Consider the following 15,041-nt stretch of genomic DNA (forward strand, 5'->3'; position numbering starts at 1 on the left):
GCGGGGCGTGCTGCCGGGAACGGCGGTGCGCCGGGGCGCAGGGGTGACGGCGGGTGCCCGGTGGCCGTGGGGCCACCGGGCACCGCGGCAGGTTCAGCCCGCGCCGTCGGACCTGCCGTCGGACATGCCGTCGATCATCGCGGCCAGTACCGTCCTGCGGTCCTCCCCCGGGCGCGCCCGGAGCGGCGCGGCCAGGCGGGCGCTGTCGTAGTGCCAGTGGTGGTCGAGATCGCGGGGTGTCGCGTCGACCTCGCGGAACTCGGCGCTGGTTCCCAGCAGTTCCGTGAGATCGCGGGCCAGGTCGAGCCAGGAGACGTGCCCGCTGCAGGCGTTGGCGACGCCGTGCACGGGCCGGTCGAGGCAGTCGGCCACCGCCCGGGCCAGCGCCGCGGCGTGCACCCAGGCGACCCCGTACCAGGGGTGGCCGCCGGTGCCGGGGCGGGGCAGCTCGATCGGGCCGCCGTCGCGGGCGGCCTGGTAGAGCCGGCCGATGGCACCCCAGCGGAGCTGCTCTCGGAGCCGGTCGTGCGCGCCCCAGACGATCGGCGAGCGCACCGCGCCCGCTCCCCCGCGCCCCTCGGTGCCGGCCGCCCGCAGCAGCATGGCCTCGCAGTCGAGCTTGGCCTTCCCGTACGGGCTCAGCGGCCCGTACGACGGCGACTCCTCGGCGACCCGTTCCCCTTCGGGCCGGCCGTAGGCGTCGACGCTGCTGACGAAGACGAACGGCCCGCGCCGCCAGGCCGCCGTCATGGCCTCCATCGCCGCGAGGTCCACCTCCGGACGGGTGAAGGTGCTGGCCGCGTGGACGATCGCGTCCGCACTCCCGACGGCGTCCCGCAGTCCGTCCGGATCGGTGAGGTCGCCCTCGACGACGTCCACGCCCTCCGCGGCGAGCAGGTGCGCCGACTCGGGCCGGGCCAGGGCCAGCACGGGGCGCCCCCGGGCGGCCAGTTCCCGCAGGACGAACGCGCCCACGCCGCCGGTCGCCCCGGTCACCAGCACCGTACCGGCCCGTGCGCCGCGCGGTCGGCCCGGCCGGGTCGCGGACTTCGCCGCCGCCTCGGCCTTCGCGGCGGTCTGCTCGGCCGCCCGTCCGTCGAGCAGGGCGGTGAGCGCCCGGGGTGTGCGGGCCTGGAGCACGTCGAGTCCCGTCAGCGGCAGTGCGAGCCCGGTGCGCAGCCGCTCGGCGAGCTGCACCGCGACCAGGGAGTGCCCGCCGAGGGCGAAGAAGTCGTCGTCCGGCGACGGGACGAGTCCGAGGAGCGCGGTGAAGCCCTCGGTGACGGCCTCGGCCCGTGGGCCGGACGGGGCGCTCGGGGCCGGGAGCCCGGGCAGCCGGCTCCGGTCGACCGTGCCGTCGGCCGCGCGCGGCAGCGCGTCGAGCAGGGTGACGGTGGCGGGTACGGACTCGGGGGCGAGCGATCGCCGGAGCAGGCCCAGCAGTTCGGCACGCGCGGGGCCGAGGCCGCCCCGCAGCACGGCGAAGGCCAGCGGCGGTCCTTCGGCGGGGTGGACCACCGTGGCGTCGTCGACGCGCGGGTGGGCGCGCAGGGCCCGGACGGCCGGGTGCTCGCGGGGATCGTCCGGGCCGGCGCCGGTACCAGTACCGCCTGGGGCGGGGGCGGGGGCGTGGGCGGCCGCGGCGTGGCGCCCGGTCACGGCGACCTGCTCGGCCGGGGCGTCGCCGGTGGCGCCGCTGCCGGGGCCGAGGTCCGTGCCGGGCGCGGGCAGCCTGCTCAGCGGGAGGTCCGGGGCGGCCGCCGCCGTGCCGAGCAGCGCCGCGTAGTGCCGGGCCGTCGCCTCCGCCACGCTGTCGTCGAGCGCGGCGCGGTCGTACTGGACGAGCGCCACCGGTTCCGCCGGGTCGCCCAGCCCCAGCCCGTAGGACAGGTCGAACTTCGCGCCGGTGGCCGGCACGTCGACGTACTCCGCCGAAGTCCCGGGAAGCCGCAGCACCGTGGGCTCGCCGAGCACGTCGGAGGTGACGCGGACGAGCGCGGTGCCGTCCGTGCCCCGCGCTCCGGCACCGAGGCGTTCGAGGACGAGGTCGAAGGGGATGTGCCGGTGGCGCTGGGCCTCCAGCAGCGCGTCCCTCACCCGGTCGAGGAGCCCGGCGAAGGACGGGTCCCCGGAGACGTCGACCCGTACGGGCAGGGTGTTGACGCACAGTCCCACGAGACCGCGCATGGCGGTGCCGCGCCGGTGGGTGCCGGCCACTCCGATGACGAGGTCGTCGTCGCCGGTGAGCCGGTGCAGCGCGGCGAACGCCGCGGTGAGCGCGACCGCGAAGAGCGTGGCCCGCCGCTCGGCACCCAGGGCGCGCAGCGCGTCGGGCAGTCGGTGCCCGAGCGGGACCGTGCGGACGGCCGCGCGCCGCGCTGCCCCCTCCCGCAGGCCCGTCCCCCGACGGGGAAGGCGGGGCGGCGCCGCGTCGGCCAGCAGTCCGCTCCAGCGGCGCAGGTCCGCCTCGAGGCCCGGGGCCCCTGCGTGCTCGCGGCGCGCGTGGTCGGCGTACTGCGGCGGTGCGCCGAGGCCGTGCCGGCCGGTTCCTTCGGCGGCCGCCGTGTAGAGGGCGGCGAGTTCCCCGGCGACGGTCTCCAGCGAGCCGCCGTCGACGGCGATGTGATGGAAGGTCAGCAGGACGGTGTGGTCCTGCTGCCCGTGGCGGAGGACCAGCGCCCGTAGGGTCTCCCCCGCCGAGAGGTCGAACGGGCGGGCGGCCTCCCGCTCCAGCGCCGGCCGGGCCTCCGTCCCGGGGAGGTCCACCACGGGCACGGGGACGGTCCGCGGGGACGGGAGCACTTCCTGGCAGGGCTCTCCGTCGTGCTGTGCGTAGCGGGTGCGCAGGATCTCGTGGCGGCCCACCAGCCCGGTCAGGGCGGCCCCGAGCGCGGTCGGGTCGAACGGGCCGCGCACCCGGGTGGCGAACGGCACGTGGTACGAGTCGCCCGAGCCGCCGAGCCGTTCCGTCAGCCACATGCGGCGCTGGGCGCGGGAGAGCGGGGCACGGTTTCGGCCGTCCCGCGGCGGGGCGTCGTGGCGCGTGCGACCGGGCCGCGCGGTCTCCTCCGGTGCGTCGCCGTTCTCCCCGGCGGCGGGGGCACCGTCACCGGAGGCGGCGGGTGCGGCCGGGGTGTGCCGTGAGGCGCGGGCGCGGCGCAGCAGTTCCCGCTGGAGTTCCTGCCGCCGGGCAGGCGGCACGGGGTCGGCGTCAGTGGGCATCGGTGTGCTCCGGGGTCTCGGGACGGAGGTCGCCGTGGGCGGCCAGCAGGGCGCGCTCGACGAGTGCGGCCTGACCGGCGACGGTCGGCGCCGTGAAGAAGTCGGCCAGGGCGAGCTCGACGCCGAGCTCCTCACGCAGGTCGTCGGTGACGGCGAGGGCGAGCAGCGAGTGTCCGCCGAGGGCGAGGAAGTCCGTGTCGGCGCGGGTGACCTCGGTCCCCAGCGCCCGGCTCCACACCTCGGCGACGGCCTGTTCCAGCGGGGTCAGCGGAGCGGTGGACGGGCCGGACGGGCCGGTGCCGCCCGTGCCGGCGAGTCCGGCGAGCGCGCGCCGGTCGACCTTGCCGGACGGGGTGAGCGGCAGTCGCTCCACCACGGTGACGACGTCGGGCACCAGATGGGCCGGCAGCACGTCGGTGAGCCGGTCGCGCAGGACGGCGGGCCGCGGCACCGGGCCGGGGGCCGGCACGACGAAGGCGACGAGGCGCGCCTCGGGGGTGCCCGGCCGGTCGACGGTGACGACGGCGTCGTCGACGTCGGGCCGCTCGCGCAGGGCGTGTTCGACCTCTCCGGGTTCGATGCGGAAGCCGCGCACCTTCACCTGGTCGTCGTTGCGGCCGTGGAAGTCGAGGGTCCCGTCGGGGCGGTGGGAGACGATGTCGCCCGTGCGGTAGAGCCGTCCGGTGCCGGGGTGGTCGACGAACCGCTCGGCGGTGAGCCCGGGCAGGCCGGTGTAGCCGTGGGCCAGCCTGCTGCCGCCGATCCACAGTTCGCCCCGGTCCCCGTCGGCGACCGGCCGGCCGTCGGCGGCGAGGACGTGCACGGTCGCGCCGGCGATGGGCCGGCCGATCGGTACCGGCCCGTCGCAGTCGGCGCGGGTGACCCGGTGGGCGGTGGCGAAGGTGGTCGTCTCGGTCGGTCCGTAGCCGTTGACCAGTTCCAGCCACGGGAAGGCGGCCAGCACTTCGCGAGCCTGGGCGGCTGCGAGGGCCTCGCCGCCCACCACGACCGAGCGGAGCTGGGCGAAGACGCGGGAGCGGCGGGCGGCGAGCTGGTGGAAGAGGGCGGTGGTGAAGAACGCCACCGTCACACCGTGGCGTTCGACGTGCCGCGCCAGGTCCTCCAGGGACGGGCGTTCCACGGTGCACACGACGACGGCGGCGCCGTTGGCCAGGGCCGCCCAGACCTCGAACGTGGAGGCGTCGAACGTCATGGGCGAGTGGAACAGGACGCGGTCCCGGGCGTCGACGGTGACGTAGTCCGGTGCGGTGACCAGTTCGGCGATCGCGCCGTGCGGGACGGCGACGCCCTTGGGGCGTCCGGTGGATCCGGAGGTGAACATGATGAACGCCGCGCTGTCCGGATCGACGTCCTCCGGGAGGCCGCCGCCGGCCAGCGGTTCCTCGGGCAGGGCGAGGACGGGGCCGGCGAACGCGGCGGCGTCCAGCAGCTTGGCGTCGCCGACCGTGAGGGTCACCCCGGCGTCGGCGGTCATCGCCTCGGTACGGGGCCGCGGTTGGGCGGGGTCGAGCGGTACGCACACGGCTCCGGCCCACCACAGCGCGAGCTGTGCCACGACCGTACGGGCCGAGCGGGTGGTGAGCAGCGCGACCCGGTCGCCGCGGGCCACCCCGTGGTCGCGCAGGCGCCCGGCGAGTGCGCGGCCCTCCGCGACGAGCCGGCCGTAGGTGAGGGTGGTGTCGCCGTCGACGACGGCCAGGGCGTCGGGGGTGAGCTCGGCGTGCCGGGCGACGAGCGCGGGCAGGCCGGTCCGCCGGGCGGGCGACGGCGTTCCGGCGCCGGGCTCCGCGAGCCCGGGCAGGTCCGTCGTGGTGTCGAGGGGCTGCGGGGTGCTGTGCGGCATCTCAGGCTCCTTCCGGTCGCGGGGTGCGTCGCTCGTCGAGGAGGGCGGCGAAGGCGCGCAGATCGGTGCTGCGCAGCAGTTCGGGGGCGCGCAGCCGGACGCCGGTCGCGCGCTCGACGGCGGTGAGCAGCCTGGCGGCGACGACGGAGGTGCCGCCGGCGTCGGTGAAGTTGTCGTCGAGTGTGGTCCCGGGCCGGCCGAGGAGGTCCCGTACGGTCGCGAGGACGAGCCGTTCGGTGGGTGTGGCGCCGGCGGGGTCGTCTGCGGTCGCCGCGGTCCCGGCGGGATCCGGTGCCACGGCCGCCAGGGCGGCCCGGTCCACCTTGCCGTTGGCGTCCAGGGGGTAGCCGTCGACGACGCGCACGGCGGTGGGCACGGCCTGCTCGGGGAGCCAGGCGCGGACCGCCGCCAGCAGGTCGCCGGCCGCGGGTTCGCCACCGGCGGCGGGCCGCACGTGGGCGACGAGGCGCGCGGTGCCGGACGCGTCGCGCAGCACGGTCACGACGGCGCTGTGGACGGCCGGGTCGCGCTCGAACGCGGCCTCCACCTCGGCCGGTTCGATCCGCACGCCACTGATCTTGACCTGGTCGTCGAGGCGGCCGAGGAACTCGAGGCTGCCGTCGGCGGTCATCCGTACCCGGTCGCCGGTGCGGTAGAGGCGTTCGACGCCGGGCAGCGGCGGGTCCTGCGGCGGGGCGGTGAAGCGGCGTGCGGTGAGCTCGGGGTCGAGGTAGCCGAGCGCCAGGCAGTGGCCGCCGATGCGGAGTTCACCGTCCTGTCCGCGGGCCACGGGCCGGCCGTCGTCCCCGGTGACGACGACCGTGACGCCCGGCAGGGGCGTGCCGATCGGCGGCGGTTCCGGGCAGCCCGCCTTCGCGTCGGTGCCGCGCATGGCGTACGTGGTGGTGACGACGGTGGCTTCCGCGGGACCGTAGGCGTTGTGCACGGTGGCGGTGACGTCGCGGCCGGGCCGCCGGCGCATACGGTCGCCGCCGACCACCAGATGACGCAGCTTCAGGTCCTGCGGCCACGGCCGGTCGAGCAGCGGTTCCACCATGGGGGTGGCCGCCACGGACACGGTGACGGCGGCGTCGCGCCACCAGTCGGTGAGGACGCGCGAGTCCCAGCGGACGTCGTCGGGCGCGGGGACGAGGGCCGCGCCGGAGGTGAGTCCGGCCCACAGCTCCAGCAGGTGCGGGTCGAAGGCGACACCGATGAGCAGGGACTGGCGGTCGCCGGGTGCGAGACCGGTCTCGGACCGGTACCAGTCGAGGGCTACGGACAGGGCGGGCTCGGCCACGGCGACCGCCTTGGGCCGGCCCGTGGAGCCGGAGGTGAGGACGGCGTACAGGGCGCCCTCGGGCGCGCGTCGTGCGCCGGTGGCAGGGGCGGTGAAAGCGGCCACGGGGGCGGCCGGGGCGTTGCTGCCCTCGGTGGGCAGGGGCAGCGGGGTCCGCTCCCCGGCACGGTGGCGGGGAGGCAGGACGGCGGGGTCGCCGATGAGGCAGACGACGTCGAGGTCCTCCGTGACGGCCTCGGTGCGGCGCTCGCCGGGACGGGGGCCGAGCGGCAGGTAGACGGCACCGGCGCGGGCGAGCGCGACGGCGGTCACCACGAGGGCCGCGGACCGGTCGAGGCAGACGCCGACGAGGTCACCGGGCCGTACGCGGTCGCTCAGGGCGGTCGTGACGCGCGCGGCGGCGGTGTCGATGTCCCGGTACGTCCAGGTGCGGTCGCCGTCGATCACGGCCGGGGCCTGCGGGGTACGCCGGACCCAGTCCTCGAAGCGGGCGAGGACGCCGGTCGGTTCGGCCGCGGGGCCGTGGGCGACGCTCGACGGAACACCGGCGGGTCCGTCGGGGGCGGAGCCGCGGGGCGCATCGGTGCGGAGGGGGGCGGCGTCGGGAGCGGTCACGGCGTCGACGGCGGACGCCGGGTCGGGGCGGGTCGCCGTGCCGAGGGCGGACGTCGCCTCCGGGCGGCCGGCGGACACCACATCGCGGCCGGCCGACGTACCGGCGGACGCGGGGCCGGCGGCGGACGCCGGGGCAGTACCGGCGGACGCGGGGGCGAGACCGGCATCGGACCCCAGGCCCATGCCGACGGCGGACATCGTGTCGGCCTCGGCGGGCGACGCGGGGGCAGTGCCAGGGGCAGTGCCGGCGGCGGACGCCGGGGCAGTACCGGCGGACGCGGGGGCGAGGCCGGCATCGGACCCCAGGCCCATGCCGACGGCGGACATCGTGTCGGCCTCGGCGGGCGACGCGGGGGCAGTGCCAGGGGCAGTGCCGGCGGCGGACGCCGGGGCAGTACCGGCGGCGGACGTCGCCTCCGGGCGGCCGGCGGACGCCATATCGCGGCCGGCCGACGTACCGGCGGCGGAGGCGGGGTCGGCGGCGGTCACCGTGGCGGCGACCTCGGCGGACGCGTCGTCGCGGGCCGGTGCGGTGTCGGGGGTGGTCAGGGGCTGGGTCATCACGACTCCGTCGAGAGGGTGGCGGTGGCTGCGAGGGCGTCGGCCTGGTCGGCGAGCACGGGGTTGCGGAAGAGCACCTTCAGCGGCGGGCGCGTGCCCAGCCGGGGCTCGAGCCAGGCCGCAAGCTCGGCGGCGAGCAGGGAGTGGCCTCCGCTGCGGAAGAAGTGGGAGCGCGCGTCGAACCGGCTGTGGCCGAGGACTTCGCGCCAGCCCTCCGCGAGCAGGGCCGTCATCGGGTCGTCCGGTGCGGCGTCGGCCGTGGGCCCAGCCGCGGGTGCGGGTGCGGGTGCGACGGGTTCGAGTGCCGCCGCGCGGCGGGCGAGCGCGGTCCGGTTCGGCTTGCCGCCGGGGAGGGTCGGCATGGTGTCGAGGCGTGCCCAGCGCGCGGGGACGAGGGGGCCGGGCAGCCGGCGGCTCAGCTCGGCGTGCAGCGCCTTCTCGTCGAACTCCGCGCCGTCTCCCCCCTCTTCGAGGAAACCGACGAGCCGTGGGCCTCCGGCCGTCTCGCGGTCCAGGACGACGGCGCAGGACCGGCCGCCGAGCGCGGCGGACGCCGCCGCCTCGATCTCCTCCAGCTCGATGCGGTGGCCGCGGAGCTTGATCTGGTTGTCCCGGCGGCCCAGGAAGTACAGGAGGCCGTCCAGTCCGCGGTAGCCGAGGTCACCGGTCAGGTACACGCGCTCCCCGCCGAGTGCGTCGACGGTGACGAAACGGGCGGCCGTGGCCTCCGGGTTCCCCGCGTACCCCTCGGCGAGGCCCGGCCCGGCGATGGCGAGTTCACCGACGGCGCCGGACGGCAGGGGACGGTGGTGGGCGTCCAGGACGTGAACGCGTTCGCCCGGGAGTTCGGTGCCGAGGGGGATCTCGGCACCCTCGGCGAGGGCCTCGCGGGATATCTCGTGGACGGTGGAGCTGATGGCCGCCTCGGTGACGCCGTACACGTTGAGGACGGTCGCGTCGGTGTCGGCGAGGGCGTCGCGGAGGGCGTCCGCGGGGAGCCGCTCGCCGCCGAGGACGAGCAGCCGCGGGGCCCGGCTCCCGTCGCGCAGCGCGGGCCGCAGGTCCTCGCGGGTGGCGAGGAAGTAGCTGGTGGGCAGGTTGGCCACGGTCACGCGTGCGGACGCGAGCAGGTCGGCGAGCTCCGTGCCGGTGGGCACCTCGTGGTCGGGGAGGACCAGGCACGCCCCGGCGTACAGGGTCGGCAGGACCTCCTCCAGGGCCACGTCGAACGACGGCTGGGCGAACATCAGGACCCGGTCCCCGGCGGCGAGGCCGAATCGGTCGGCGGTCGCCGTCAGATGGTGTTCGAGCGCCGCGCGCCCGACGGCGACGGGCTTCGGGGTCCCGGTGGAGCCGGAGGTGTGGATGACGTACGTGGTGCCGGGCAGCACCGCGGCCTCGCGTGCACGGGGCAGCACGGGTGCGTCGACCCGGGCGGCGGGCAGTCCGTCCGGTACGGCCGGGTCGCCCTCGCCGATGAGCACCAGCGCGGGGCCCAGCCGCTGCAGCAGCAGTTCGAGCCGGGCGGGCGGGTCGGAGGGGGACAGCGGGCAGTAGACGGCGCCGGTCCGCAGACAGGCGAGGAGGGCGACGACGGAGTCGGCGCTCCTGGGCAGGACGACGGCCACCGGCTGTCCGGGCGTCACACCCGCGGCGCGCAGCCGCTGCGCGAGCGAGCTGACGCGCGCGTCCAGTTCTCCGTAGGTGAGGCGCCGGGCGCCGGACAGCAGCGCGGGCAGGTACGGGTCGTGGCCGGCCACGGGGTCGAGCGGGTCGCGGTCCGCCGGGACGGGCACGGCCGCGGCGGCCGGCTCCGGGGCCGCGGGCGCGAGATCGGCCAGCGGGGCCCCCGGGGTGTCGAGGTAGGCCCGGAGCAGGTCCAGGAACCGGCCGGCGAGCAACCGTGCCACGTCCTCTCCGAGGAGGTCGGCGTCGTAGTCCCAGACCAGGGTCATACCGGCCGCGCCGTGGCGCGGGGTGACGCCGCGCCGGTCGTCCGGCAGCAGCACCACGTCGAGGTCGAACCGGGTGGTGCCGGTGTTGAACCCCTCGAAGAGGGTGATGTCCAGGCCGGGTACGTCGATCTCGGGGAGGGGGGCGTCATGGGCGCTGAACATGACGGAGAACAGCGGGTTGTCGGCGCCCGTGGAGTGCATGCCGAGCATCCGCGTCAGCTCCTGGACCGGTACGTCCTGGTGCGGGAGCGCGCGGATGAGGGTGTCGGTGACCTCGTCCATGGCGTCCTGTGCGGGCGCGGCGGCGTCCAGGGCGAGCGGCAGCGGGATGGTGTTGACGAACATGCCGACCGCGTCCTCGTAACCCCGCGGACGGTTGCCGACGGCGGTGCCGACGACCATCCGGGACCGTCCGCTGTGCCGGCGCAGGAGTTCGGCGAACAGCCCGAGGAGCGTGGCGAACGGGGTGAGGCCGCGCGCGCGGGCGTGTTCGCGCAGCCGCCCGGCGAGGTCGGCGCCGATCGACTGGCGCAGCTGCCCGCCGTGGTGCCTGCGCCGGGCGCCGGGGCGGGCGAGGCCGGGCAGTGGCAGGTCGTGGGGCTGGTCGCGGAGTTCCGTCCGCCAGAAGTCGAGGCTCTCGGGTGCGTACGCGGTCTCGACCCGGCTGCGGACGTGGTCCGCGTACGAGGAGGCGGGCGGGAGTTCCACGGGCTCGCCGAGGACGTGGGCGCGGTACACGCGGAACACGTCGTCGAGCAGGATCGCGAAGGAGTGCCCGTCGTGGATCAGGTGGTGCTCGACGTGGATCAGCCGGTGGTGGCGCTCGGCGAGGCGCACGAGCGTCCAGCGGAGCAGCGGTGCATCGAAGGTGTCGAGCGGGGACTCGGCCTCGGCGCGCAGCAGTTCGGCGAAGGCCGCCTCGGGGTCCCCTTCCCCGCCGAGGTCGACCGTGCGCAGCCGCGGCGGGCACTTCTCCGCGACCCGCTGCCCCGGTACGGATCCGGCGGAGGCGACGAGTTCGAGCCGCAGGCCGGGGTGGCGCTCCAGGGTGGCGGCGAGCCCGCGGCGCAGCGCCTCGGTGTCGAGAGTGCCCCACAGGTCGAGTGCGGCGGTGAAGTTGTAGGCACGGCTGCCCGGCTGCATCTGCTCGTGCAGCCAGACGATCTCCTGCGAGGAGGAGAGCGGAAGCATGGGCGATCCCTGAGGTCGTCGGGTCGGTTGTCCGGCCGGTCACGATCGTGGCCGGCGGTGGTCCTGCGGGCGGTCACGGTGGTGGCCGTCTGTGGGCGTCCGGGCGCTCCGCGGGTCGCGCGGTGGTGCGTCGGACGGGGTGGTACGTCGGGGTGGCGCGCCGGGGCGCCACCCCGGCCGTGGGCCGTTGACGCGGTGGCGCGTGGAGGGGCGGTGACGCGGTCGTCCGCCGTGGTCCCGGCTCCCCGGTGGGTTGCGGACGCGGTGTCGGTGCCCCGGGTGCCGGGGCGGCTCGCCGGGAGTACGGGCCGGCGTGCCGTGTCCGCCCGTGCGCCGGGTCACCGTGCGCACTCCGGGTGGCGTGGCGTGTCAGTCCACGGGCCGTCCCGGTGGGCGCAGCGCGTCGGCGAGGGCCTCGAAAGCCTCGTTCGCTGTGCGGTCGTCGAGGACGGCACGGTCCCAGACCATCCGCAGACGGAGTTCGGCCCCCTGGGTGACGGACACGGCGAAGGGCCCCCGTACGGTCCGGCCGTCGACGTGGATCTCCCGGCCCTCGACACCGGCCAGCCGCAGCGGGGGCCGGCGGCGGTCGTCGTCCACGGTCAGCAGTCCGTCGAGGCGTCCGGTCCAGCCCGAGCCGGCCGACCGCGCGGCGCTCACGACCGCGTCGAAGGGCGCGTCGGCGCGGTCGAGATCGTCCCACCAGGCGTCGGCCGTCACCTCCGGTGCCGGGCCGTGGCCGGTGGCCGCGGGAAAGACGACGGTGTTGAGGAAGCAGCCGACGACCGGCTCCGCACCGGCGGGGCGGCCGCCCCAGGGGTAGCCGAGCGGGACGACGCTGCCGGGTCCGTAGAGCGCCCGCGCGGCGGAGCGGCAGGCGTCGAGCAGTTCGGGGAAGGGCACGGTGTCGTCGTGGGCGGGCAGCAGGGCCTCGGCCGAACCGCTCGGGAGCGCTCCGGCGGGCACGCGTTCCGGGCGCGCGGTCGGGGCCTGCTCGCGTACGGCGCGGAGCCGGTCCGCCCAGTAGGCCGCCGCCTCGGTGGTGTCCGCCCGTTCCTCCGCGGCGAGTTGCAGGAGGACGGCCTCCCGGTAGGCGGCGAGTTCGGCCTCCGTCTCCTCCGGGGCGGGAGGGCTCGCCGTGATGGTCTCGGCGTAGGCGGCGCCGAGTTCCTCGACGATCCGGGTCAGCGAGCGGCCGTCGCACACGGCGTGGTCCAGGACGACGGCGAGGACGTCGTCGTCCCGGCCCCGGTCGTCCCGTACGAGGAACAGCCGCAGCGGTGGGCCGTCCGGGTCCCAGGCGGCGAGCGCGCGGCGGAGCGTGTCCGCGGGCCGCTCACCCGGAGCGGGGGCCGGCCGTGAAACGGGGACGTCCGGTTCCCCGGCGCGGAGGACGGGCGTTCCGCGGACCACGGCGGGTCGCGAGCGCAGGGCGGTGTGCCGCGCGGCCACGCCGCGGGCCGCCGCCCGGAGGCGTTCGACGTCGACGGTGCCGGAGGGGAAGGCGAAGAACATCGGCACCACGTCGGGTCGTCCCGACCGGTCCAGCGAACGCACCAGTACGAAGCGCCGCTGTGCTCCGGTGACGGGCAGCAGGTCGTCTGTCCGGTCGCCGGCGGTGAGGTGCCGGTAGCGGGCCAGGTACTGGCTCGTGATGCTGAGCACGTGGTCCTCTCTGTCGTGGCCGCGGGTGCGCGGGAGGGGGCGATGGGTCGCGTTCGGGCGGGTGCCGCCGTCGGCCTTGCGCGTGCGACCGCCGCGGTGTGATGCGCGGTTCGTACGGCGTGTCCGCCGCACGGGCGTGTGACGGTGGTTCAGCGGGCGGGCACGGGCCGTTCGTCGCCGTCCGCGACCTCGCCGGATGCGCCGGCCCGGGGCGCCTCGGGCCCGGTGCCGCCGTGCCCGGCCGACTCGGGCACGCTGTCGTCCGGGAGGCCGTCGTCCGGGAGGCCGTGGGGCGTCGGCAGGTCGCGCATCCGGCGCATCGGGGACAGCAGCAGCGGCAGCGGTACCGCGAGGAACCCGGCGGCGCAGCAGGCGAGTGCCGTGCGCGGCCCGAAGGACTCGGCGAGGGCGCCGCCGAGGAGGGCCCCGAGGGGCAGGGTCCCCCACATGAGGAAGCGCAGGGTGGCGTTCATCCGGCCGAGCAGCCTGGGCGGGCACAGCGCCTGGCGGAAGCTGACCTGCGCGACGTTGTAGACGACGGCGCCGAAGGAGACGGCAGCGGACCCGGTGGCGAAGAGGACCGCGCCGGGGACGCCCGGGCCGGACAGGGGCCACAGCACGGCGAACGGTCCGGTCGCGAGGGCGGAGAGGCGGATGAGCCTGGCCTGCCCCAGCCGTGCGGCGAGCCGGGCGGCACACAGGGCGCCGAGGAGCCCGCCGACGGCCGAGGCGGACAGGACCAGGCCGAGCGCCCCGGGCCGCAGTCCGACGGTGCGGACGAGGTGGACCGTCTGCGTCGCCATGAGGACGGCGGTGCAGAGGTTGGCGAGGCCCGTCGTGAGGGCGATGACGCGGAGCAGCGGATGGCGGGTGACGAAGCGGACACCCTCGCCGATGTCCTGGCGCAGGGAGCCGCCGGGGGTGGGCTCGGGCCGTTCCTCGGGCCGTTTGACACCGAGGAGGAACAGCGCGGAGAGCATGTATCCGACGGCGTCGGCGATGACGGCGAGGTGCGCTCCGGCGAGCTGGACGAGTCCGCCGCCGATGCCGGGACCGGTCACCTGGGCGGTGGAGCGGACCGTCTCGAGCGCGCCGTTGCCCGCGACGAGCTGGTGATGGGGCAGGAGTTGCGGGAGGTAGCTCTGGTGGGCGACATCGAAGAAGACGGTCGCCACGCCGACGACGAGCGCGACGACGTAGAGCTGAACCATCGTCAGGACGTCGGCGACCGCGGCGGCGGGGATGCTCGCCATGGCGGCGGCGCGCACCAGGTCCGCCCGGATCATCAGGGGGCGCTTGCGCATCCGGTCGGTGAGGGCGCCGGCGGGCAGTCCGATGAGCAGGAACGCCGCGGTCTCCGCGGCGGTGAGGAGGCCCACCTGGAAGGCGGAGGCGTCGAGTTCGAGGACGGCCACGAGCGGCAGGGCCACCAGTGTGACATGGGCGCCGAGCTGTCCGGTGGCCGCTCCCGCGAGCAGCAGCCGGAAGTCACGTATGCGCATCGGGCCGCCGGCGGCGGCTCGGGATGTGACGGACATGTGAACGACATTCACTGAACGGCCGATCAGCAGTCAAAAGCTCACAGCCACTTTCGGTCGATTCTTGCGCTGCTTCGGCGATACTTCAGTAAAAGTTTCTCTGTACCCGAGGTACATCCGCATGAATGCCTTTCGTGCGGCGCCCGCACCGAATCCGGGCACCCCCAGCGACGAGGGAAGCACCCCGGATGTCCGCTCAGCCGTCCCCCACGGAGAGTGACCGCTCAAATCCTGACCGAAAACAGCCACCTCCGATCACCCCGGGACTGAAGCGGTCATTCCGCCCGCTATGGAACGTGAGTGACACTCAGGGACACACCCCGTGAGAGACTCGAACCGTGATCATCGAACGTGCGTACGCAGTCGGGGACTCGCGCCACGAGGACGCCTGGCCCTGGGACGTACCGTGCGTCCGTGACCTGCTGGCGGACGGGCTGCGCTTCACCGCGCCGGTGACCTTCCTCGTGGGGGAGAACGGCTCGGGCAAGTCCACCCTGGTCGAAGCGCTCGCCGAGGGCTTCGGGCTGGACTCCTGGGGCGGTTCGCACGACTGGCGCTACGCGAGCCACCGCCCCAAGTCCGCCCTGGGCGAGCGGATCCGCTTCGACGCCGCGCCGCGGGGGCGGCGCATGATGGGCAGCTGGTCGGCGCGCAGGGGCTTCTTCCTGCGCGCCGAGACGGCTCTGGACGCGCTGGACCGGGAGGGGTTCGCCCCGGACTCCGTCAGCCACGGCGAAGGCTTCCTGGCGGCCTTCCGGCACAAGTTCCTGCAGCCCGGGCTCTATGTCATGGACGAGCCGGAGGCCGCCCTGTCCTTCGGCTCGTGCCTGGAACTGATCGGGCACATCGACGAGTTGGTGGGGAAGGGCGGCCAGGTGGTCTGCGCCACGCACTCCCCGCTGCTGACCGCCCTCCCCGGGGCCGACATCGTGGAGGTCGGGGAGCACGGCATGCGCCGTGCCGCGTGGGACGAACTCGCCCTCGTGGACCACTGGCGCCGCTATCTGGCCGACCCCCGGGCCTATCTGCGCCACGTCCTCGGCTGAGGGCCCCTCCTCTCCACGACTCTTCCGCGCCCCGCCACGAGGGCGAGCCCCTGTCCCGCCGACGTGTGAGACAGGGGCTCCGGC

7 protein-coding genes are annotated in these 15,041 nt (G+C 76.1%); 1 reads left to right on the top strand and 6 read right to left on the bottom strand.

Annotated elements, in window-relative coordinates:
• Positions 1-93: 93 nt before the first annotated feature.
• The 6 genes from QRN89_RS02000 to QRN89_RS02025 all read right to left on the bottom strand — a co-directional run bounded on the left by QRN89_RS02000 (position 94) and on the right by QRN89_RS02025 (position 13,911).
• The gene (locus QRN89_RS02000) at positions 94-3,222 is read right to left on the bottom strand and encodes a condensation domain-containing protein (RefSeq protein ID WP_290347598.1); all 3,129 of its coding nucleotides are present in this window, start codon (positions 3,220-3,222) and stop codon (positions 94-96) included.
• Positions 3,212-5,086 (bottom strand): non-ribosomal peptide synthetase, encoded by a 1,875-nt coding sequence (locus tag QRN89_RS02005; RefSeq protein WP_290347599.1) that lies wholly within the window; start codon positions 5,084-5,086, stop codon positions 3,212-3,214. The genes QRN89_RS02000 and QRN89_RS02005 overlap by 11 nt, the downstream gene beginning before the upstream one ends.
• 1 nt (position 5,087) lies before the next feature.
• Positions 5,088-7,562, bottom strand: coding sequence for an amino acid adenylation domain-containing protein (locus QRN89_RS02010; protein ID WP_290347600.1), 2,475 nt, complete (start codon positions 7,560-7,562; stop codon positions 5,088-5,090).
• Complete coding sequence (locus QRN89_RS02015; protein WP_290347601.1) at positions 7,562-10,708, bottom strand: non-ribosomal peptide synthetase; 3,147 nt, start codon at positions 10,706-10,708, stop codon at positions 7,562-7,564. The genes QRN89_RS02010 and QRN89_RS02015 overlap by 1 nt, the downstream gene beginning before the upstream one ends.
• Before the next feature lie 369 nt (positions 10,709-11,077).
• On the bottom strand, positions 11,078-12,373 hold the full coding sequence (locus tag QRN89_RS02020; protein WP_290347602.1) for an amino acid adenylation domain-containing protein: 1,296 nt from the start codon (positions 12,371-12,373) through the stop codon (positions 11,078-11,080).
• Positions 12,374-12,522: 149 nt separating this feature from the next.
• Positions 12,523-13,911, bottom strand: a complete 1,389-nt coding sequence (locus QRN89_RS02025; RefSeq protein WP_290347603.1) for an MFS transporter — start codon at positions 13,909-13,911, stop codon at positions 12,523-12,525.
• Positions 13,912-14,249: 338 nt separating this feature from the next.
• Here QRN89_RS02025 and QRN89_RS02030 point away from each other — a divergent pair, with 338 nt between their 5' ends.
• On the top strand, positions 14,250-14,957 hold the full coding sequence (locus QRN89_RS02030; RefSeq protein WP_290347604.1) for an AAA family ATPase: 708 nt from the start codon (positions 14,250-14,252) through the stop codon (positions 14,955-14,957).
• The last annotated feature ends 84 nt before the right edge of the window (positions 14,958-15,041 follow it).

It is taken from the genome of Streptomyces sp. HUAS CB01, from assembly GCF_030406905.1.
Classification (GTDB): Bacteria; Actinomycetota; Actinomycetes; order Streptomycetales; family Streptomycetaceae; genus Streptomyces; species Streptomyces chengbuensis.

Bases quoted from the DNA above. Each gene is read 5' to 3' on its own strand.
- QRN89_RS02000 (WP_290347598.1), bottom strand. From the start codon at position 3,222: ATGCCCACTGACGCCGACCCCGTGCCGCCTGCCCGGCGGCAGGAACTC.
- QRN89_RS02005 (WP_290347599.1), bottom strand. From the start codon at position 5,086: ATGCCGCACAGCACCCCGCAGCCCCTCGACACCACGACGGACCTGCCC.
- QRN89_RS02010 (WP_290347600.1), bottom strand. From the start codon at position 7,562: ATGACCCAGCCCCTGACCACCCCCGACACCGCACCGGCCCGCGACGAC.
- QRN89_RS02015 (WP_290347601.1), bottom strand. From the start codon at position 10,708: ATGCTTCCGCTCTCCTCCTCGCAGGAGATCGTCTGGCTGCACGAGCAG.
- QRN89_RS02025 (WP_290347603.1), bottom strand. From the start codon at position 13,911: ATGTCCGTCACATCCCGAGCCGCCGCCGGCGGCCCGATGCGCATACGT.